This window comes from Gilliamella sp. App2-1 (assembly GCF_001690255.1).
GTDB lineage: Bacteria > Pseudomonadota > Gammaproteobacteria > Enterobacterales > Orbaceae > Gilliamella > Gilliamella apicola_G.
This window is the reverse complement of the sequence record NZ_LZGR01000031.1, coordinates 17,035-37,315: the sequence shown is the minus strand read 5'-3', so window position 1 is coordinate 37,315 and position 20,281 is coordinate 17,035. Positions and strand designations below refer to the sequence as shown.

The 20,281-nt window shown below is 34.7% G+C and carries 20 protein-coding genes; 7 read left to right on the top strand and 13 right to left on the bottom strand.

The features are described 5' to 3' along the window. The 4 genes from menA to A9G22_RS04305 form a co-directional block, all read right to left on the bottom strand. Window positions 1-350: 1,4-dihydroxy-2-naphthoate octaprenyltransferase (menA, locus tag A9G22_RS04320; RefSeq protein ID WP_075508415.1), on the bottom strand; the 350-nt coding region annotated here is incomplete at its 3' end. A 138-nt stretch (window positions 351-488) separates the two neighbouring features. Beyond that, on the bottom strand, window positions 489-1,652 hold the full coding sequence (locus A9G22_RS04315) for an ABC transporter permease (protein ID WP_065586755.1): 1,164 nt from the start codon (window positions 1,650-1,652) through the stop codon (window positions 489-491). A gap of 14 nt (window positions 1,653-1,666) precedes the next feature. After that, complete coding sequence (locus A9G22_RS04310) at window positions 1,667-2,788, bottom strand: ABC transporter permease (protein WP_218058742.1); 1,122 nt, start codon at window positions 2,786-2,788, stop codon at window positions 1,667-1,669. Next, complete coding sequence (locus A9G22_RS04305) at window positions 2,788-3,759, bottom strand: HlyD family secretion protein (RefSeq protein ID WP_065586756.1); 972 nt, start codon at window positions 3,757-3,759, stop codon at window positions 2,788-2,790. Before A9G22_RS04305 ends, A9G22_RS04310 begins: the two co-directional genes overlap by 1 nt. A 346-nt stretch (window positions 3,760-4,105) precedes the next feature. On the opposite strand from A9G22_RS04305, the gene A9G22_RS04300 reads away from it, so the two are divergent. Next, window positions 4,106-5,395 (top strand): NAD(P)/FAD-dependent oxidoreductase, encoded by a 1,290-nt coding sequence (locus A9G22_RS04300; RefSeq protein WP_065586757.1) that lies wholly within the window; start codon window positions 4,106-4,108, stop codon window positions 5,393-5,395. A 454-nt stretch (window positions 5,396-5,849) separates the two neighbouring features. Here the strand turns inward: A9G22_RS04300 and rnhB are convergent, their stop codons facing one another. The 4 genes from rnhB to fabZ are packed head-to-tail and all read right to left on the bottom strand — an operon-like array spanning window position 5,850 to window position 8,857. Next, window positions 5,850-6,440, bottom strand: a complete 591-nt coding sequence (gene rnhB, locus A9G22_RS04295) for a ribonuclease HII (RefSeq protein ID WP_065587047.1) — start codon at window positions 6,438-6,440, stop codon at window positions 5,850-5,852. Next, entirely contained in the window at window positions 6,434-7,588 is a 1,155-nt protein-coding gene (lpxB, locus tag A9G22_RS04290; protein WP_065586758.1) for a lipid-A-disaccharide synthase, read from the bottom strand. Before lpxB ends, rnhB begins: the two co-directional genes overlap by 7 nt. Next, window positions 7,588-8,367, bottom strand: coding sequence for an acyl-ACP--UDP-N-acetylglucosamine O-acyltransferase (lpxA, locus tag A9G22_RS04285; RefSeq protein WP_065586759.1), 780 nt, complete (start codon window positions 8,365-8,367; stop codon window positions 7,588-7,590). The genes lpxB and lpxA overlap by 1 nt, the downstream gene beginning before the upstream one ends. A 43-nt stretch (window positions 8,368-8,410) precedes the next feature. Then, a complete protein-coding gene (gene fabZ / locus A9G22_RS04280; RefSeq protein ID WP_065586760.1) occupies window positions 8,411-8,857 on the bottom strand; it encodes a 3-hydroxyacyl-ACP dehydratase FabZ in 447 nt (148 codons plus the stop codon). Window positions 8,858-9,086: 229 nt separating this feature from the next. On the opposite strand from fabZ, the gene fkpA reads away from it, so the two are divergent. From fkpA to tusC, 3 genes are read left to right on the top strand one after another with little or no spacing between them, the layout of a single operon-like run. Next, complete coding sequence (gene fkpA / locus A9G22_RS04275) at window positions 9,087-9,872, top strand: FKBP-type peptidyl-prolyl cis-trans isomerase (protein WP_065586761.1); 786 nt, start codon at window positions 9,087-9,089, stop codon at window positions 9,870-9,872. Window positions 9,873-9,876: 4 nt separating this feature from the next. Further along, a complete protein-coding gene (gene tusD / locus A9G22_RS04270) occupies window positions 9,877-10,242 on the top strand; it encodes a sulfurtransferase complex subunit TusD (RefSeq protein ID WP_081296992.1) in 366 nt (121 codons plus the stop codon). A 14-nt stretch (window positions 10,243-10,256) separates the two neighbouring features. Further along, on the top strand, window positions 10,257-10,610 hold the full coding sequence (tusC, locus tag A9G22_RS04265) for a sulfurtransferase complex subunit TusC (protein WP_065586762.1): 354 nt from the start codon (window positions 10,257-10,259) through the stop codon (window positions 10,608-10,610). 259 nt (window positions 10,611-10,869) lie between these two features. Here the strand turns inward: tusC and nagE are convergent, their stop codons facing one another. Continuing rightward, window positions 10,870-12,360, bottom strand: a complete 1,491-nt coding sequence (gene nagE, locus A9G22_RS04260; protein ID WP_065586763.1) for an N-acetylglucosamine-specific PTS transporter subunit IIBC — start codon at window positions 12,358-12,360, stop codon at window positions 10,870-10,872. 247 nt (window positions 12,361-12,607) lie between these two features. Between nagE and nagB the strand changes: the two genes are divergently transcribed. From nagB to A9G22_RS04245, 3 genes are read left to right on the top strand one after another with little or no spacing between them, the layout of a single operon-like run. Then, window positions 12,608-13,414, top strand: coding sequence for a glucosamine-6-phosphate deaminase (gene nagB, locus A9G22_RS04255; protein ID WP_075508414.1), 807 nt, complete (start codon window positions 12,608-12,610; stop codon window positions 13,412-13,414). Between the two features lie 11 nt (window positions 13,415-13,425). Continuing rightward, the gene (gene nagA / locus A9G22_RS04250; RefSeq protein ID WP_065586765.1) at window positions 13,426-14,568 is read left to right on the top strand and encodes an N-acetylglucosamine-6-phosphate deacetylase; all 1,143 of its coding nucleotides are present in this window, start codon (window positions 13,426-13,428) and stop codon (window positions 14,566-14,568) included. Window positions 14,569-14,603: 35 nt separating this feature from the next. Then, window positions 14,604-15,833: an ROK family protein gene (locus tag A9G22_RS04245; RefSeq protein WP_065586766.1), complete on the top strand. Its 1,230-nt coding sequence runs from the start codon at window positions 14,604-14,606 to the stop codon at window positions 15,831-15,833. 57 nt (window positions 15,834-15,890) lie between these two features. On the opposite strand, the gene asd is transcribed toward A9G22_RS04245, so the two are convergent. The 4 genes from asd to A9G22_RS04225 form a co-directional block, all read right to left on the bottom strand. Further along, window positions 15,891-16,994, bottom strand: coding sequence for an aspartate-semialdehyde dehydrogenase (asd, locus tag A9G22_RS04240; protein WP_065586767.1), 1,104 nt, complete (start codon window positions 16,992-16,994; stop codon window positions 15,891-15,893). Between the two features lie 749 nt (window positions 16,995-17,743). Beyond that, window positions 17,744-18,178, bottom strand: coding sequence for a PTS sugar transporter subunit IIA (locus A9G22_RS04235; RefSeq protein ID WP_065586768.1), 435 nt, complete (start codon window positions 18,176-18,178; stop codon window positions 17,744-17,746). A 12-nt stretch (window positions 18,179-18,190) separates the two neighbouring features. Next, window positions 18,191-19,189 carry an SIS domain-containing protein gene (locus A9G22_RS04230; protein WP_075508413.1) on the bottom strand — a complete coding sequence of 333 codons (999 nt, stop codon included), beginning with the start codon at window positions 19,187-19,189 and terminating at the stop codon, window positions 18,191-18,193. After that, window positions 19,186-20,271, bottom strand: coding sequence for an SIS domain-containing protein (locus A9G22_RS04225; RefSeq protein ID WP_075508412.1), 1,086 nt, complete (start codon window positions 20,269-20,271; stop codon window positions 19,186-19,188). The genes A9G22_RS04230 and A9G22_RS04225 overlap by 4 nt, the downstream gene beginning before the upstream one ends. Window positions 20,272-20,281 lie beyond the last annotated feature (10 nt).

Here is a 20,281-nt window from a genome sequence, read left to right as displayed (position 1 = left end):
ATATTATTACAAGAAAATATAAGTAAAATTAGCCCAAATAAAATGCATAAAAAAGCATTAATCCATAGAGCTATTTTTAGCTGCTTAAGTGTAATTAAGCCCAATTGTATACCACGAGTATGAGCAGTAAGGTTGTTTTGATCGCTGCCTTTAATTTCATCTCCGTAGTCATTGGCTAGATTAGAAAGAATTTGCAATAATGACGCTGTAATTAACGAAAATAGAAGTATCCAAAAATTAAATTGGTGTTGCCAATAAGCTAATGCATTTCCTACTAATACCGCAGAAAGAGATAAAGGCAGGGTTTTTAACCGTAAACTAATAATCCATGGAAAAAATTTCTTATACATTCAACATGTTATTTATAATGAAAACTGTTAACCATAATAACAGGAATGCAGGAAAAGTTCACGATATTAGTGATAAAAAATACCCCTAATAAAGTTAAGATTATTTTTCCAATTATAGACTTTATCCATATTTATCATTTAACTGCGCATTTTTAAATATCGAAAAGCTTTCATTATTCTAAATACTTTTCTAACTTTTCCTTCCCGTAATGCTGATATAAAAATACCAAGCGTACTATATATTACGCCAAGTAAAAGTATCATAAATATGTTCAGCCAATTATCTGATAAGCTCAGTCCCATTTGATTGACTCCAGCAATCATATTGGTTGCCCAAGTTGAAGGTAGGGAATAAGAAACGCATCTCACCCATAGTGGCATTGCACTCAGAGGCCAAATAGTTCCTGAAAGATAGAACACAGGCGTGGTTAAAAATGCTAATGTAAGGTATATCATCTCTGTACGACGTAAACATTCTGTCAGTAATTTACTCAAGCCCAGTGCACCAAGTAATAGCGGGAATGTCATAACTAATATTTCAGGAATACTCGCCAATTGCCGATAACCAAGCATCCAAGGCCATAAACCAAATAGCACAATAGATAAAAATAACCAAATAGGTAATAGCCCACATAAACTGCCAAGCACGACAATTTTAGGAGGTTTGCCTTGGGGACGCGAATTTAGGGTGATATTAGTACGGGTTGAAGCAATTAAAAAAGAGTGTTGTAACAACATGACTAACAAACCAGGAAAGGTAATAGCAGCAAAACTGATACCGGCATTATAAAGAGGTTCTGTTTGACCTTTTATAGGCGATAAAATGATATTGATCTGTTCATCTGAAAATCCACTATTCCGCATTATTTTGGTGTTATATTCAGTCAATATCTGCTGATAAATTCCTTTTATATCAACTTGTATTAAACCATTGGCTAAACGACTTGAGGCATCACCATATGCAGGAATGGTAACTTCATCACCGCTTATTAGACGTTTTTCAAAATTTCTAGGAATAGTGATCACAGCAAAAAGTTTGTGATTATTAATATCATCATAAGCTTGTAGTGAGCTTTCGTAGATAATCGTATCAATTTTTGAGCTCATCTCTAATGATCGGATTAAACCGCGGCTTGTTGGGGTATGATCTTGATCTACAATTGCCACCGGTAAATTAGTAATAGTACCATTGATATAAACAAGACTCATTAATGATACAGACAATAGCAGTAATAACCACATTGGTCGACCTAATAGATAAAAGAATATTCTTATAAATGAAGAACCAAATATTTTAAACATCTAAATCTACCCTCTTACTGTGAATGTAAACGTCTTACTAGGCGCTTTTTGACTAATACGGTAATAATCACTGGATAGATCATTAAAATACTACAAGTTTTTAACACTGAAAAATAACTAGAGTGACGTAAAAACAGATCGAACAGTTTATTAAGTGCATAAGTTAATGGTTCTAATGATGAAATAAACCTAGCAATCCATGGCATGGATAGTTCAGGCACAACAACACCAGAATAAGTTAATGCAAGTCCAACCAACACACCTATATAAGTATAGGCATCAATGGGGGTTTTAGTAAATGTATATAGCAAAATACCAATGCTTTGTGCAGCAATAACATAGAAAAATACTACCGTCATCATAGCAAAAGGTGAACCTGATACACGCGCATTAGAAAATAAAACGAGCATGGCAATTTCAAAAATAAGCAGCATGGTAAACCAAATTGTATAAGGCGCTAATTTTCCTAAAACAAAAGGATAGTTAGGTCGAGTTCGCTTTGGTAATTGCGCTAATATATGAATTGTTGTGGTTACAACAAATAACTGCAATAAATGTACTACCGCCGAAAATTGTTGGAAGTACATTGAATTACCACTAGCATTAAATAATCCATCATAATTAAAATTAACTTTTGCCAATGGCGGAACTGGCATGCCAATGCTTGTAGCCAAAGTGGTTCGATATTGCGTATTTATCGTTGCTATTAAACCTGAATAATCCATGATCGAATATAAACCAGCACTATAGTACAAAGCATTATAGTAAAGCATTGGCGTTGGTTGGTGACCTGATAATACATCTGCTTCAAAATTAGGTGGAATATAAAGCAGTGCATAAATTTTTGCTTTTTGCAGATCACGTTCAGCATCAAAAATTTGATTGTCATAATTGATAAGATCTGCATGCGCTGCTGCATTAAGATTACGTATAATTTCACGCGATAACGTACTTTTATCGTGATCAATGTAGCCGACTGGCAAATCAAATAGTACACCTCGATAGAAGATGCTACTAATTAGAAAAAAAATAATTAGTGGCATAATCCACATTAACCAATGAAACGTAAACCGCCTAAAAATTTGCGGTATTTCATCATTAAATGCATTTATAAAACGGTGCCAGAAATCTAACATTATTTGTCCAACTTCCATAAAGTGCTCATACCAGCACGTAAACCTTCAACCGGTACAACGGGATAGAGTCTTACTTCAAAAGTTTTCAAATCAAAATCTCCTGTTGCTCGTGTTGCACGTTTCGTTGCATAATCGCCCATTGGTGCTATATAACGAATTTCAGCTTTAATCTCTCTATGATTAAGAGCTGGTACTTCAAGCGTAATATGATCGCCTTTACGAATATTAGACATAATATCTTCGCGCAGGTTAAACACAAAGTAAGCTTTAGGGAGTTGAATCACTGTTAATAATGGGCTATTAGCATTAAATAATTCGCCTACTTCAGCAGGAATAGAGCCTATTTCACCAGCTACTTGTGTTTTAACTTGTAAATCATCGTATTGTATTTGTAGCTGTTTAAGCTGTTCTTGAGCTTCTTCTAATTTGGCTGCATAAATTTCACGTTGTTCGATTCGATCACCATTTTTAGCTTGATCTAAATTAGCTTGAGCTGATTGAACCTGTTGAAAGGCTGAATCACGCGTTTTTAAAGCATTATCTAAGATTGATTGCGAAACATAACCTTTGGCCGAAATAGCTTTGTTACGATCATATTCTTTGGCGGCATTATCATATGCTACCTTGGCTTGCTCAAGTATTGCTTCGTAATAACGAATGCTTTCTTCACGTGTCCCATGATCCGAAAGAGCTAATTGAGCTTTTGCTTGGTCTCGCGCAGCTTCAGCAGCTTTGACTTGAGCTAACAGCTCTGGACTGTCGAGTGTAATGAGTACATCATTAGGTTTAACATCATCTCCGCGATGGACATGAATGACTTGCACTCGACCTTTGGCTTTAGACGCAACACTAACATTTGGAGCATCGACTTCACCTTGTAGGATAAGTTGACTATTGTGTGAGCGAATTAAGATCGTCATTGATATTAAAATAACGATTAACGCAATAATAGTAAAAATTTTTTTGTTCATAAAATTTTATATAGAGTGGTATTAAAGAGATAAGACATAGAGAATTAAAATTATTATATGCTTTGTCTAATAAACATACGCAAATTTTTGTCTCCGCATTATACGAAAAGTGCTTTGTTTGCACAATTAATGGCAATTTAATTTAAAAACCAAATAATATCAATGATAAATTACTATTTCAGTAAATACAGTAAATAATTTTGTATACCTCATTTAGATAACTTTTAATAATTATAACCTACCACTTTAATAGTTTTTATGTATAAATGTTATCAGTCAAAAGAAATAGATAAAAACCTAGTTATTTAGTATGATATTACTAAATAAAATAATAAGGTATAAAAATATGAAAAAAATAGTTGTTATTGGTGGTGGTGCCGGTGGATTAGAACTTGCAACAGACCTTGGTGATAAACTAGGCAAAGGCAATCAAGCCAAAATTACACTGATTGATAAAAACAGTTATCATTTGTGGAAACCTTTATTACATGAAGTTGCCACTGGTGTTTTGAATGAACAAGCGGATAAAATTGATTATGCAGCACAGGGACAACAACACAATTTCCAATTTGCTCAAGGTACGTTTACTAATCTTAATCGTGAAGAAAAGCAAGTTATTATTGATAATTTAAATAACGAATCCATTTCAATTCCATATGATATTTTAGTTGTGGCAATAGGCAGTACTTCAAATGATTTTGGCACACCAGGTGTTAAAGAACATTGTATCTTTTTAGATGATCAAAATGCTGCTATTCGTTTACGTGAAACACTTATTGCAAAATTTGCTAGTTTTTGTTCAATTATTGATAAAAATGAAGCAACAACTGAAGATAAAATTCGTATCGCTATTGTTGGTGGTGGCGCAACTGGTGTTGAATTAGCTTCCGAATTACCTCATATGGTTGAAACATTTGGTGCTTGTGGCCAAAATAAAATGTGTTCAGATTTGCTGGATGTATCGGTTATTGAAGCAACTGATCGTATTTTACCTGCGTTACCTGAAAAAACAGCATTAGGTATTACCGAAACATTACAAAAACGTGGCATTCATGTGTTAACAAAAACCATGATAACTAAAGCGGAAAGTGATGGCTTTTATCCCAAAGATGGAAACACCATTCACGCCGATATTATGATCTGGACTGCCGGTGTAAAAGCGCCTGACTATTTAAAAGATATTGCTGGTTTAGAATCAAGCCGTTCTAATCAGCTTGTAGTTAAACCGACACTGCAAACAACACGCGATGATAGTATTTTTGTTATTGGTGATTGTGCTTACGCAATGCAAGATAGCGGACGAGCCGCTCCTGCTACGGCGCAAGCTGCACATCAGATGGCAAAAATTTGTTATGAAAATATTGTTAACATGTTGAATAATAAATCATTGAAATCGTTTAATTATACTGATAATGGAACGATTATTTCTCTACATGATACAGCACAAGGTGTGGTTAAAATTGCAGGCAAACGAGAAATGAATGTTAAAGGATTTTTTGCTTTAACTATTCATCGCCTGCTCTATCGTATGCATCAAGCAAGTTTGTTGGGTATTTTCAAAACAATCCGATTTGCTAAAGCCAGCAAAGAGATGTACAAAAATAAATTTGCATCCATTTTTACACATCAAAATTAGTTTTTCCGCCTTAGATAGCTACTTACAAATCATTCTTTTATAAGTAGCTATTTGGAGTTATTTTTATTAGTATTGCTAGTTATATAACCCTTAAGATGGCGATATTATTTTGCGATCCTCACAATTAGGACACAAATTGAACATTAAATAAGCAAAAAAAATCCTAGTACAGTTACATGAGAATTATTTTTGTTAAAAACAGTTCGCCTTATAATATCTAGTTTAGTTAGTATAATGATTATATTTTTCTTTGATATGGAAAATTTAAGGTAAGGCATTTAAATTGAAAATTTGACACTTACGAACTATCAAAGATTTTAATCTTTCATCACCTGCCATTTAACAAAAATTAAATGAACGTTATGATAATAATACTCCTTATCAAGAAACAGTTATTTCACCAGTTGCTATGTTTAATTCACCATTGCTGATAAAGTTGATAGCAATGGTAGGATTAAAATAACGTTAACTTCTTGACAGGTGCAAAGCTTTTACGATACAGATGATTAATACCGTGTTGTTCGATTGCCGCTAAATGTGCTTTGGTCGGATAACCTTTATGCTTAGCCAGGCCATATTGTGGATACAACTTATCAAGCTCAACCATTTCACGATCACGAGTAACTTTAGCCAAAATTGAAGCTGCACTGATTTCTGCAACTAATAGGTCGCCTTTCACTACGGCTTGTGTTTGAACGCCAAAATTAGGACAACGGTTTCCATCGACTAACACAAAATTGGGTTTAATAGATAACCCAGTTACAGCACGCTGCATTGCTAGCATAGTGGCATGTAATATATTTAATTTATCGATTTCATCCACTGAAGCGCGGGCAATATTCCACGCTAAAGCATCTTGTTTGATTATGTCAAACAGTTGTTCTCGCTTTTTTTCAGTCAATTTTTTAGAGTCAGTTAAGCCTTTAATTGGCTTGTTTGGATCTAAAATGACGGCAGCAGTAACAACATCGCCACAAAGTGGACCACGCCCGACTTCATCGACACCAGCAATTAATGTGGCATCTGGATAGGTAAATTCTAACAACAATGTGCATCCCCTAATACATCAAGTACTGCTTTAGCTGCTTGCTCATCGGCATTACAACGGATTTGTTTATGCAAAGATAAAAATGTTTGTTTTAGCTCAGTATTATCACCCTCTAACAAGGCAATAATGTGATTAGCGATATTTTCAGGTGTGCAATCTTGCTGTAATAACTCTGGGACCAGCGCTTTACCAACTAAAATGTTAGGTAAAGAGACATAAGGTGTTTTAATTAATTTTTTAGCGAGCCAAAAGGTGAAAGGTTTCATTTTATAGCCTACAACCATAGGACATTTGGCTAACATACATTCTAGTGCCACAGTACCAGAGGCTAAAATTGCCGCATCGCTAGCAATCATTGCTTCACGGGCATGACCGTCTAATAATTGTATGTCAAGTTGTGGTGCAACTTCTGCTTTAATCTGTTCAAACTCTTTTCGTCTTTTTTTATTCACTAATGGTACAACAATATGTAAATCAGGATAACGTTGACGTAATAGTTGCGCAGCTTCTAAAAAAGGAGTCGATAATAATGTCACTTCTGCATGTCGACTACCGGGTAATAAAGCTAAACAACGGCAATTTAGTGGCACATCTAATTGTTGACGCATTGTCGTTTGATCTGGATTAAGTGGAATATCATCAGCCATCTTATGACCAATAAAGCGACAAGGCACATCAAATTTATCATAAAAGGTTTTTTCGAATGGTAAAAAAGCCAAAATGAGATTGGTATTACGTTTTATTTTGAAAACCCGTTTTTGCTTCCAAGCCCAAACGGAAGGGCTAACATAATGAATCGTTTTAATACCGGCTTGTTTTAATTTACCCTCTAAGGAAAGATTGAAATCGGGCGCGTCAATACCGATAAATATATCGGGGTTAAGTTCAATGAGGCGTTTGCTGATATCTCGGCGAATAGATAAAATACGACGTAATCGTCCCAATACTTCAACAATCCCCATAACTGACAATTCATCCATTTCATACCAAGCTTGACAGCCTTCGGCTTGCATTTTAGGACCAGCAATACCAACAAATTCAATATTGGGATGATAATTTTTTAGCGCACGAATCAATCCCGAACCAAGAATATCGCCAGAGGTTTCTCCAGCGACTAAGGCAATGGTTAATGGTTTATTGGTCATTAACGGATAATGCCACGCGTTGAACGGGCAAAAAAGTCAACAAATAGTTGGGTTTCAGGATATTGTTCGGCAATGGTTGCAATTTCAACTTTAGCTTCATCCAACGTTAAGCCATTTCGATAAAGGACTTTGTAGCTATTGCGAATCGCTTGTAAGGTCTCTTTGCTAAACCCTCTACGCTTCAAGCCTTCATAATTTACGCCATGAGGAGTTGCATGATTGCCTTGGGCAATAACATAAGGAGGAACGTCTTGCGCAACGCCAGAACAACCACCGACCATAACATGCGAGCCAATCACACAAAATTGATGAACAGCTGTCATGCCACCAATAATGACATAATCGTCTAATTGTACATGTCCTCCTAAAGTAGCGTTATTTGCTAAAATACAGTGATTACCAATATGACAATCGTGTGCAACGTGAGCGTTAATCATCAATAAATTATCACTACCAATACGAGTTAACTCGCCACCTTGAACTGTACCACGGTGAATAGTGACGCTTTCGCGAATCATATTGCGATCGCCAATTTCGGTGCGCGTCGGTTCGCCACGATATTTTAAATCTTGGTTTACTTCACCAATTGAGACAAATTGATAAATGTGGTTATCTTTACCAATTTTGGTGTGACCGTTGATGACAACGTGTGATTTTAAAAATGTTCCGTCACCAATTTCAACATTTTCACCAATAAAACAAAAAGGACCAATTTTGACGTTATCGCCGATTTTAGCACCTTTTTCAATGACTGAACTTGGGTGTATTTCTGTTGCCATAGTGTTTCCTTAAAACAATTTGGAATATGTAAAATACCAAATATTATTTACGAGCACACATCATTTCTGCTTCGCAAACTAACTTACCATCAACAGTTGCAACACCATGGAATAGTGCTATACCACGACGCTCTTTAATATATTCAACATCCAATACAAGTTGATCACCTGGTACGACAGGACGTTTAAACCGTGCTTTATCAATTGAAGCAAAATAATAGAGCTGACCTGGTGATAACTCATCAATACTTTTGAATGCGAGTATTCCTGTTGCTTGAGCCATTGCTTCTAAGATCAAAACGCCAGGAAAAATAGGTTTATTTGGAAAGTGTCCCTGGAAAAATGGCTCATTCACAGTGACATTTTTTATCGCTTTTAATGTTTTACCTTTTTCGTAACTAATTACTCGATCAACCATTAAAAATGGATAACGATGAGGTAATAAACTGATGATTTCTTCAACATCAAGGGCATTAAGTTCGGTAGTCAAAATAGCTATCCTTATACATTATTTACTATAAATTTTTTACATTATAACTGAGGATACCGCTTTCACTCAAGGATGATTTAATTTTCGGCAAATTGCTTATCCTAGTTTATTATCAGTACATTAATATAAATTTATTAAATAAATGATTTGTAAACACTATATTATCATGTTAAATCATATATAATAGCTAAAATAATTAGCTAAATAGTTTATAACTTGGAGAAGTAGAATGAAATCATTGATTAAAATGACCTTAGTCAGCAGCGCAATTGTATTAGCATTAGCTGGTTGTGATGATAAAAAGTCATCCCAAATAACAATTTCAACTGATGCACAAAAAGAAGCGTATGCATTAGGTTCTTCGTTTGCAACATACATGAAGACAAACTTAGAACAAAATGAAATTAAACCAGACCAAGAATATTTAATTAGTGGTTTTAATGAAACATTCCGAGATGCATCTCAACTTTCGAAAGATGATGTTAAAACTATTTTAGATGCGTTTGGTAAACGAATTCAAGAAGAAAGCAAAGCACGTTTTGAAAAAGAAAAAACTGAAAATACAGCTGCCGGTGACAAATTCCGTGAAGAATTTGCTAAACAAGATGGTGTTAAAAAAACTAAATCTGGATTGCTTTATCAAATTCTTGAAGAAGGTTCAGACCGTCATCCAACAGCTGAAGATACCGTTATTGTTCACTATACAGGTACATTAACAGATGGACGTAAATTTGATAGTTCTTATGATCGCGGCGAACCAGCTACCTTCCCTCTTAATGGTGTTATCAAAGGTTGGACTGAAGGAATTCAATTGATCGGCGTGGGTGGTAAAATCAAACTTGTTGTACCACCTGATTTAGCTTACGGTGACCAAAGTCTTCCTGGCCAAGAAGATAAAGCAGGGATCCAACCAGCATCCACATTAGTATTTGAAGTTGAATTGCTTGGTATTGATGGTGATAAAAATCAAGAATCTAAGCCATCTCAAAAACAATTAGAACAATCAGCTCAATAATTTGATTAGTTCATTAAGTTACACTCTTATTGTGATGGGTCCTGCTTATGGGACCCAATCTGCTTATTGTGCATATCAATTTGCACAAGTTTTATTATCTAGTACCCCTCATACCATCAAAAATATCTTTTTTTATTCAGATGGAGTTTATAATGGTAACCGCTATACCGATCCTGCCAGCGATGAGTTTGATTTAGTGTCTGCATGGCAGGAATTAGCAAAAACATACTCCTTAAGTTTAACTGTTTGTGTTGCAGCAGCACAGCGACGCGGTGTTATCAAAAAAAATCTTGCAGATCATTTTCAATTAACTGGCCTTGGCGAATTAAGTGAATCAATTGCCACTACAGATCGCACTATTCAGTTTTAAGATTAAGGATTCAAATGAAAAAAGTAGCAATTATGATTAGCTCACCACCTCATGGAACGGCCAAAGGTCGCGAAGCACTTGATATCACATTAGCCACCTCAGCTATTAACCATATTTCTGTTTTTTTTGTTGATGATGGCGTATTTCATTTGTTACCTAATCAGCAACCAGATCAAATTTTAATGCGCGATTATATTGCAACTTTCAATATGCTTGAGCTTTATGATATTGATGATGTATATGTATGTGAATCTTCACTTAAATCAAGAAACCTAATGCAGCTACCTCGTAATATCCCTAGTAAACTAACCAATAATCAGTTATTAACTCAATTATTAACCATTCAAGATGTAATATTACGATTTTAATTTTATATTGAATTACAAAATCTCATACTACAACAATAGATTTGATATCTAAACAAAAAACATTCAGAAAAAGCATTGATTTTTTTATTTTTGTTTTTTAACAAAATAACCAATTTTTCATAAAAGATACATTTTCGCGTTGATAGATAGACTAATGGAATTTCCGTAAGATTAAAGCAAATAAATAATCCACTCTATTTTTATTATGCTTAAATAAAGTGGATTATAATTCATTTAATTTAGTTTTTATTTTATTAAACTAGAATAATTTCTTCATTTGATCGGCAATTTTTTCGGCCTGAGTACCGACAACAATTTGTGCACCAGTCTTACCTAACTTAATCACGGCCATTGCACCTAGCGCTTTAGCCGCTTGTTCATCAATAAGATCAGAATCATTAACGCCTAAACGTAAACGTGTAATACAAGAGTCAATGTTGGTTAGATTCTCTTTACCACCTACAACGGCTAAATATTGTTCAGCAAGTTTTGTTGTATCTATATTGCCTTGTACTGATTTTGTCATTTCACTTTGTGTTGAATCTACCTCATCTTCACGACCCGGTGTTTTAAGATTAAATTTAACAATTACAAAGCGGAATGTGGCATAGTAAATAATAAAGAAAACTAAACCTTGAAGTATAAGCATATACCAATGTACTGCAAGTGGATTGCTTGATTGTAGTAACATATCGGTTAACCCTGCGCTGAAACCAAACCCACATATCCATTGCATTGAAGCGGCAATAAACAAAGAAATACCTGTTAAAACGGCATGTAATAAATAAAGTACTGGTGCAACAAACATAAATGCAAATTCTAGCGGTTCAGTAACACCAGTCAAGAATGCCGCAAATGAAGCAGCTAACATGATTGAAGCCGTTTTATCTTTATTACCTTTTTTCGAGGTATGGTACATCGCTAATGCCGCACCAGGTAAACCAAACATCATAACAGGGAAAAATCCAGCTTGGTAACGACCAGTAATACCTACTGTTGCTAATCCAGCTTCAATTGATTTTTGCCCACCTAAGAAGTTAGGAATATCATTGATACCAGCAACATCAAACCAAAACACAGAGTTTAAAGCATGGTGTAAACCGACAGGAATAAGTAAACGGTTGAAAAATCCATAAAGACCAGCCCCTACAGACCCCAATTCTTTAATATATTTACCGAACGAAACAAGTGCATCATAGATAGTTGGCCAAATAAAATATAAAACAGCCGATATTAACAACATAACTATTGAGACAATAATAGGGACAAGTCTTTTTCCACTAAAGAAAGATAGTGCTTTATGTAATTCAACCTGACTAAAACGATTATAAAGTTCGGCTGCAATAATACCGACAAGAATACCAATAAATTGGTTATTTATTTTTTGGTATGCAGCTGGAACTTGTTCTAACCAGTCATCAGCTTTTGTATCAATACCATTAAATAGTGCAATCGAGCTAGGAGAAAGTAAAGTAGTAACCACTAAAAAACCGACTAAACCAGCTAGTGCGGCTGCACCGTCTTTATCTTTAGACATACCATAAGCCACACCAATAGCAAAAAGTATTGGCATATTATCAATAATTGCGCCGCCAGATTTAATTAAAAAAGCGGCGACAATGCTATTTTGCCCCCAACCATTAGGGTCAATCCAGTACCCTAAACCTAGTAGTATTGCAGCTGCAGGTAGTACTGCGACAGGTACCATCAGTGAGCGCCCAATACGTTGCAAGTAAGCTAAAATTCCCATAAGTTAACCTCATATATTTTTAAGGGCATATAAAAAATGTCATAAAATTTTACATTTTTAAACGATGATAAGTAAGACTTCTTTATTTCACTCTATATTATTTTACTTCGCAAATTAATTATTACTTTTTTGTGACAAAAATCACTATATTTTTTGATTAATTGTCTTAATATAGTACAATTAATCCAACATATTTTACTTTTAAAAAAAAGAATTTATTTAATTATATCAAAAGAGGTGATATCTCATGAGACTTATTCCTTTAGACAATGCACAAGAAGTCGGTGCTTGGGTTGCACAGCGTATTGTTAATCAAATTAACCAATTTAAACCAACAGCAGATCGACCATTTTTACTCGGTCTACCAACCGGAAGCTCGCCGTTAGTCATGTATCAACAATTAATCAAACATTATAAAGCTGGTCATGTTAGCTTTAAACATGTCGTGACTTTTAATATGGATGAATATGTAGGCCTTCCTGAAGATCACCCTCAAAGCTATCACACATTTATGTACGAAAATTTCTTTAACCATATTGATATTGATAAAAACAATATCCATATATTAGATGGTAATGCGCCAGATATTGATGAAGAATGTCGTCAATATGAAGCAAAGATCAAAGCTTATGGCAAAATCAATATTTTTGTAGGTGGGGTTGGACAAGATGGACATATCGCATTTAATGAGCCGGGATCTTCGCTTTGCTCTCGCACCCGTATCAAAACATTAACTGAAGATACGCGCATTGCCAATTCTCGCTTTTTTGATAACGATACGAACCAAGTACCAAAGCATGCACTAACTATTGGTGTTGCAACTTTAATGGATGCTCAGGAAGTCATTTTATTAGTTTGTGGTCATAACAAAAGCTTAGCGTTACAAGCCGGTGTTGAAGGTAGTATTAATCATCTTTGGACGGTGACCGCACTACAAATGCATCCAGCATCAATCATTGTTTGTGATGAGCCAAGTACTGATGATCTTAAAGTGAAAACATTAAAATATTTTAAACAAATGGAAGCTGATAATCTTAAAGTAACCATTTTATAAAGGATAAATCAATGTACGCATTAACAAATTGTCGTTTTTATACAGGTTATGAAATTCTTGAAAATCACGCTGTCATTATCAACGGTGATAAAATTGCTAAAATCTGTAAACAAAGCGAATTACCTGCGGATATCAAGATTGAAAATTTACAAGGTGCAATTGTTGCACCAGGTTTTATTGATATCCAAGTCAATGGTTGTGGTGGTGTGCAGTTTAATGAAACGCTTGATGCATTAAGTGTTGAAACGTTAGAATCCATGCAAACCACAAATCTTATTTCTGGTTGTACTAGCTATTTGCCTACATTAATTACATCTACTGATGAGTTTATGATAAAGGCAGTTACAGTGATGCGTGAATATTTAGCCACGCATGCCAATCAAGCACTGGGTTTACATCTTGAAGGCCCTTATATTAGTCCAGAAAAGAAAGGCATTCATGACGAGAATATTATTCGCCAACCTTCACAAAAAATGATTGATTTTCTTTGTGAAAATGCTGATGTCATTAAAATTATCACTTTAGCACCAGAAAAAGTTGAAAGTCATTACATTAGGCAACTGGTTAATGCTGGGATTCATGTATCAGTTGGTCATTCTAATGGTCATTATGATGATTGTCGTCGTGGATTTAACGATGGTATTCGTTTAGGAACACATCTATTTAATGCCATGCCTTATATTTCTGGACGCGAACCAGGTGTAGTTGGTGCAATTTATGATGAACCAGAAGTTTATGTAGGTATTATTGCTGACGGTCAACATGTAAGTTGGGCAAATATTCGCAATAGTCACAAAATTAAACAAGATCATTTAATCTTAATTACCGATGCAATGCTACTTGCTGGCTCTAATTTAGAATCTGGTGTATTTGCAGGTAAAACCATTTATTACAAAGATGGTCGCTGTGTGGACGAAAACGGTACACTTGGTGGTTCGGCATTAACCATGATTGAAGCAGTAAAAAACGCTGTTGAATATGTAGGTATTGCATTAGATGAGGCGTTAAGAATGGCGACACTTTATCCAGCCAAAGCAATCGGTGTGGATAAAGACCTTGGTAGTATTAGCGAAGGGAAAATCGCCAACTTAGTTATTTTTAATCGTGATTTTACTGTCACTAAAACCATTGTAAATGGAGAAATACATCTTTAGAATGCAGATAGTTAATAAAAATATTGAGATGTAATATGTTATTTAATTATCTGAATTTAGTGGGAAATGCTGAGCTAATTAAACAACTTAATTATGCAATGATCTACCGTTTAATTGTTCAGCAAGCTCCTATTTCCCGTATACAACTGGCTGAAATGAGTCAATTAGCACCAGCCAGTATTACAAAAATTACTCGGCAATTATTAAAAAATCAGCTGATCAAAGAAGTTGATGCACAGCAATCAACGGGCGGGCGACCTGCGGTTTCCATTGAAGCTAAATTTGAGCATTATCAAGCTATTGCGGTGCAATTAAGCCGCTTTCATGTCACTATTGAACTTTTTGACTTGGGGTCTAAATGCCTAATATCCAAAAGAGATCCTCTTACTCATTTTACCGAACAGCAAGTACAAACATATTTAATCGCTTTAATTAAAGAATTCATACAGGAAAATATAAAAAAAATAAAGCAGTTAGTTGCAATATCTGTTGTGCTCCCTGGCTTAATTGATTCTGTTAATGGAATTGTCCGATATACACCACACATCCAAGTGAAAGAATGGGCTTTAGGAGAAGTACTACAAACGGAATTCAATGTATCTATTTTTTTGGGAAATGATATTCAAAGCCTAGCATTAGCCGAAAGTTATTTTGGGTCAACACAACATGTTGATGATTCCATTTTAATCCGTGTACACCGAGGTGTAGGCTCTGGCGTTATTGTTAATCAACAACTACTAACAAATCATAATCAAAGCGCTTGCGAAGTTGGACACATTCAAGTCGATGCATTAGGTGAACGCTGCCATTGTGGTAACTTCGGTTGCCTAGAAAACCGCGTAGTCAATAAAGCCATTGAAAGCCGAGCGAAGCAGATGATTGAGCAAGGTTATAGATCAAGATTAACAACAGATCACTGTGAGATTAATCATATCTGCCAATATGCTAACAAAGGAGATGAATTAGCAATAAAACTCGTCAAAGATGCGGGTGAAAACCTTGGCAGAGCAGTTGCAATTATGGTTAATATCTTCAATCCTCAACGAATCGTGTTAGCCGGTGAACTCACCAAGTCGCCCGAAATACTATTAAATGCAGTCAATAGTGCATTAAATGCTCAAAGCTTAGAAGATTTACGAAAAAATCTGACTATTACTTGCTCATCACTTAATGATAGATCGGCAATAGGAGCATTTGCACTAGTGCAGCAAGCTTTATTTAATGGCTCATTATTAATGACATTGTTGGACGATAAAGAACAGTAATCGATTATTATAAATAATAAAGCCCGACCAATCGGGCTTTGCCATTTTATGTTTAATTTAGGCTAAAATGCGTAACATTCTTCGTAATGGTTCAGCCGCACCCCATAATAATTGGTCACCAACAGTAAAGGCAGATAAATAATCTTTACCCATATTAAGCTTACGTAATCGGCCAACTGGTGTAGTTAAGGTACCTGTTACTGCGGCTGGTGTCAGCTCTCGCATGGAAATATCACGATCATTTGGCACGACTTTTACCCAATCATTATGAGCAGCAAGCAGTTTTTCAATTTCAGGCACACTGATATCTTTTTTCAATTTAATCGTAAATGCTTGGCTATGACAACGCAATGCGCCAATTCGAATACACAGCCCATCTACAGGAATAACTTGACTGGTACCTAAAATTTTATTGGTTTCTGCTTGTCCTTTCCATTCCTCTTTGCTTTGGCCATTATCAAGCGCCTTATCGATCCAAGGAATTAAACTACCCGCTAATGGCACACCAAAGTTATCAGTAGGCAAACTACCATCACGCATTTTTTGGGTCACTTTTCTCTCAATATCTAAAATAGAAGAATGCGGATTTTGTAACTCTTTGGCAACCTCAGCATTTAGCATGCCCATTTGAGTAAGCAGTTCACGCATATGGCGCGCACCACCACCTGAAGCCGCTTGATAAGTTGAAACCGAAACCCAATCAACAAGATTTTCAGCAAATAAACCACCGAGAGACATTAACATTAAGCTCACAGTACAGTTACCACCAACAAAGGTTTTAATACCTTTATCTAAAGCAGCATCAATGTTAGCTTTGTTCACTGGGTCGAGCACGATAATTGCATCATCAGCCATACGTAATGTTGATGCTGCATCAATCCAATAACCTTGCCAGCCCGTTGCACGTAGTTTTGAATAAATCTCGGAGGTATAATCCCCACCTTGGCAAGTAACAATAATATCTAACGCTTTTAATGCATCAATATTATCTGCACTTTGTAATGTGCCTGTTTTACCGCCAAAATTAGGAGCAGCTTGACCTGCTTGAGAAGTAGAAAAGAAAATAGGATTGATATAATCAAAATCGTGTTCTTCAACCATACGTTGCATAAGAACAGAACCTACCATTCCACGCCAACCGACAAAACCAACATTTTTCATATTTTATTTCCAAAAGTAGATATTATAAAAAGATATTTTCACTATTAAAGCAAAATATCTTCATAAAACAAGTCAGATAAGAATTATTTTTGTAGGCAGGGCTTTAATAACATGGTGTTATATATTGAAAGATAAAATAACCACAATAACCAGTAGAAAAACGAATCATCATCTGCAACTAAATACCACTTCTAGAAATTTTTATTTACTATGTTAATATATTGATTAATTTTATTTATTGAAATGATAAGGTTACTAGTTGACTTATTTATAACAGCTTATATGTGCCTAACGTATTTCTTAATTGGATTATTTCTGAGTCCATGTAGGTACATAAAGAGTAAAAAAGTTGTATGTTTTGTTGGGTGTCTTATTCCCCCTTTATTTATCATATAAAATATTGCCTTCTTTCTTTAATGGAATATTAGATGAGGTTTCTGAATTTACACTGATCATCTTATTGGGTTTTAGGTTTTGTCAGTATTATGACATTTGTTTCGTTTATTCTAACTTATCAAATGAATAAACGTAAAGCAAAACGATTAAACGAAGAACATAATAAAAGCCACAGAAGAGCAATAAAGAAATAAGATAGAATAAGATAGAAAAAAATAAAAAAACTTAAAAAATAATCTTTATTTGTTGCCAAAACAGCTCTATCTTTAAAAAAGGTAAATTTGTTGCCTAAAAAACAAAATTACCTCATTAAAATAACTTGTTAAATACTATAATTGGATTGATTAGATTGTCTAAAATTCCTCTTTTTGGCTTTTATTATCAATTATTGAGGCCATGTTATAGTGTTCTATGCCTTGTACAGATGTTTCAATTATTTCTGGTAATAAATCGCTTAAATTATCTTCATCAGTTCTTAACATAAAGGTTGTTAATAACATCGGCACATTTACACCAGTAATGATTTCTATATTAGGATATTCAGCAATCAGATTGACTAAAATATTAAATGGTGTTCCACCTTTTAAATCAACAAAACATAAAACGTTTGAGCTTTCATGTATTAAATTTTCTAGCTTTTGTTCAATCTGCTGTTGAAAATCATCTAACGATTGACCCATTGAAAAGGGTACGGCTTCACACAGAGTTTGTTTGCCACATATCATTTCAGTCGTTTCAATTAAACTATTAGCCGTTATGCCGTGAGTACTTACTAATACTGCAATCATACACGACTCCTTTTAGTAATCTAAGCAACGATAATAACGACGAATTGACATTGGATGACGATTTAAGTGCTCAATATATGCGTCAATACGATTATTAATGGCTCGGAAAACAAATGGGGAAAGATTACCCCGATATTTTTCAGAGATACCTGGCAATTCGTAATCTTTAGTATCAATAATGGTATAATTACCACAAATCTGAGGTAGGAACTTTGCAACTCTTTCACTTAATGGGCGCTGAGTATCTTCACCAACATAAACAGTAACAGCAGTATCACGATCGATAACTTCTAATGTTCCATGGAAAAACTCAGCTGATTTAATGGACTTTGAGCGTAACCAGTGTTGTTCTTCCCAATAACACATAGCATGTGAGTAAGTTGCTCCCCATTGATTACCCGACCCTATAAAATAATGCATTGTATCATTATGATGTTTATCGGCAACTTCTTGTCCAAATTTATCTGCTTTTTTTGCAACAGCAACAATGTTTTTTGCAAAATGATGATCCATTTGTCCATAAAAATCATCATAATCCGGAAATTCACCCGCTAAATACATTAGACGGTCAGCAGTCATAAAGAATTTTAATTGTTCATTCATTGGATAAGAAATAACATGATGAACCATTTTACCTAATGGTGAATTCGCTTTACCCAAAAATGCCAAAACAGTTGCACCTATTTCTTTTTGGATTTTATCGATTGCGTCAACCACTTCTTGAGTGGAACCTGTTACTGATGAGATAATAATTAACGTATTTTTAGTTATGCGCTTATTACCAGTTACTAAATATTCAGCTGCATGTTGAACAAAAGTCTCAATTGCTGATTTTTCTTTCATGTGGATAACCGCTTGCATGGAAGATGCATAAGTGCCACCAATACCTAACCAACATACATTGCTATAGCCACGCTGGTGGATATTATCAATAAAATCATTAATCTTTGGACGTAAAGCTAATGCGCCATTCATACTGTCTAGTTCTTTTTGTTCATCAAATTTTCTCATTTTATAATCCTCTTAATTTTAGATTTAGTTATTTGGTCAAATTCTGGGTATGTTGATTTCTCAAGATTATGACCTTTTAACTGTGATACCTGATAACTTAACAAGTGAATGGGCACTGTCATAAATAATGAAGTTAACAATTCATCACATTCAATATTTAGGCAAAAATCTGTTGTTTTTAAGCTACTTGTATTTTGAGAGTAAATAGTTAAAACATTTGGAACATATTGATTCAAAAATTCTTTTAAAGTTTCCGCTCTTTGTACTAATCGCCCATGTGGTTCAATAAAAATAATACAGTCGTCAGTATGTAGACCTAGGTATGGACCATGCATATATTCTTCCAGCTCTTTACCAAAAGCCGTATTTCGCACTGTTTCTGTAAATTTCGTTTCGCCTTCCCTAGCTACACCATAAGTTGCACCATAACCAATGAGAATGACTCTTTGGGCATGATAAAAAAGATCTTGATATCTATTAACCCAAATTTTTGATTGTTTTATAATTTGTGGAAGCGATTGTGTAATATTGCGCATTTGTTCAAACAAATCGTCAAACTGTTTCTGGTTTATACGCTCTGTTTTTGTGCCAATAACAAGTGTAATTAACATTAAATCAAGAATAGTCACACTATAACCAACACTGACATAAGGCATTTCTTCAATAGGCATACCCATGGATAACACATGGTTGCTTACCTTATATAATGGACTTTTCGGATTGCTAGTAAGGGTGTAGATAGTTTGATTATTATTAACAAACTGTTCAACCAAATAAATGGTTGAATAACTTTCTCCTCCTTGTGAAATAGCAAAATACAAGGTATTTGGATCATTATAGTACAAATAGTTAGCAGCCATTGATGGATCTTCAATATAGACGGGCACCTTTAATAATTTACTCATAAAAGGCCTTGCACCATAAGCGGCATTAGCACTTGAACCTGTTGCAAATATAACAATTGCGTTAAGTTGTTTAACTTTACTTAAATCAATGGTATTGCCAAATAATGTTTGATAGTTATCTAAAATATTTTGATAATATTCAGGTTCTAATGCGACATAATCTGCGATACTTTTCATTTTTTTCTCC

Bases quoted from the DNA above. Each gene is read 5' to 3' on its own strand.
- A9G22_RS04315 (WP_065586755.1), bottom strand. From the start codon at position 1,652: ATGTTTAAAATATTTGGTTCTTCATTTATAAGAATATTCTTTTATCTA.
- A9G22_RS04310 (WP_218058742.1), bottom strand. From the start codon at position 2,788: ATGTTAGATTTCTGGCACCGTTTTATAAATGCATTTAATGATGAAATA.
- A9G22_RS04305 (WP_065586756.1), bottom strand. From the start codon at position 3,759: ATGAACAAAAAAATTTTTACTATTATTGCGTTAATCGTTATTTTAATA.
- A9G22_RS04300 (WP_065586757.1), top strand. From the start codon at position 4,106: ATGAAAAAAATAGTTGTTATTGGTGGTGGTGCCGGTGGATTAGAACTT.
- lpxB (WP_065586758.1), bottom strand. From the start codon at position 7,588: ATGACCAATAAACCATTAACCATTGCCTTAGTCGCTGGAGAAACCTCT.
- lpxA (WP_065586759.1), bottom strand. From the start codon at position 8,367: ATGGCAACAGAAATACACCCAAGTTCAGTCATTGAAAAAGGTGCTAAA.
- fkpA (WP_065586761.1), top strand. From the start codon at position 9,087: ATGAAATCATTGATTAAAATGACCTTAGTCAGCAGCGCAATTGTATTA.
- tusC (WP_065586762.1), top strand. From the start codon at position 10,257: ATGAAAAAAGTAGCAATTATGATTAGCTCACCACCTCATGGAACGGCC.
- nagE (WP_065586763.1), bottom strand. From the start codon at position 12,360: ATGGGAATTTTAGCTTACTTGCAACGTATTGGGCGCTCACTGATGGTA.
- nagB (WP_075508414.1), top strand. From the start codon at position 12,608: ATGAGACTTATTCCTTTAGACAATGCACAAGAAGTCGGTGCTTGGGTT.
- nagA (WP_065586765.1), top strand. From the start codon at position 13,426: ATGTACGCATTAACAAATTGTCGTTTTTATACAGGTTATGAAATTCTT.
- A9G22_RS04245 (WP_065586766.1), top strand. From the start codon at position 14,604: ATGTTATTTAATTATCTGAATTTAGTGGGAAATGCTGAGCTAATTAAA.
- asd (WP_065586767.1), bottom strand. From the start codon at position 16,994: ATGAAAAATGTTGGTTTTGTCGGTTGGCGTGGAATGGTAGGTTCTGTT.
- A9G22_RS04235 (WP_065586768.1), bottom strand. From the start codon at position 18,178: ATGATTGCAGTATTAGTAAGTACTCACGGCATAACGGCTAATAGTTTA.
- A9G22_RS04230 (WP_075508413.1), bottom strand. From the start codon at position 19,189: ATGAGAAAATTTGATGAACAAAAAGAACTAGACAGTATGAATGGCGCA.
- A9G22_RS04225 (WP_075508412.1), bottom strand. From the start codon at position 20,271: ATGAAAAGTATCGCAGATTATGTCGCATTAGAACCTGAATATTATCAA.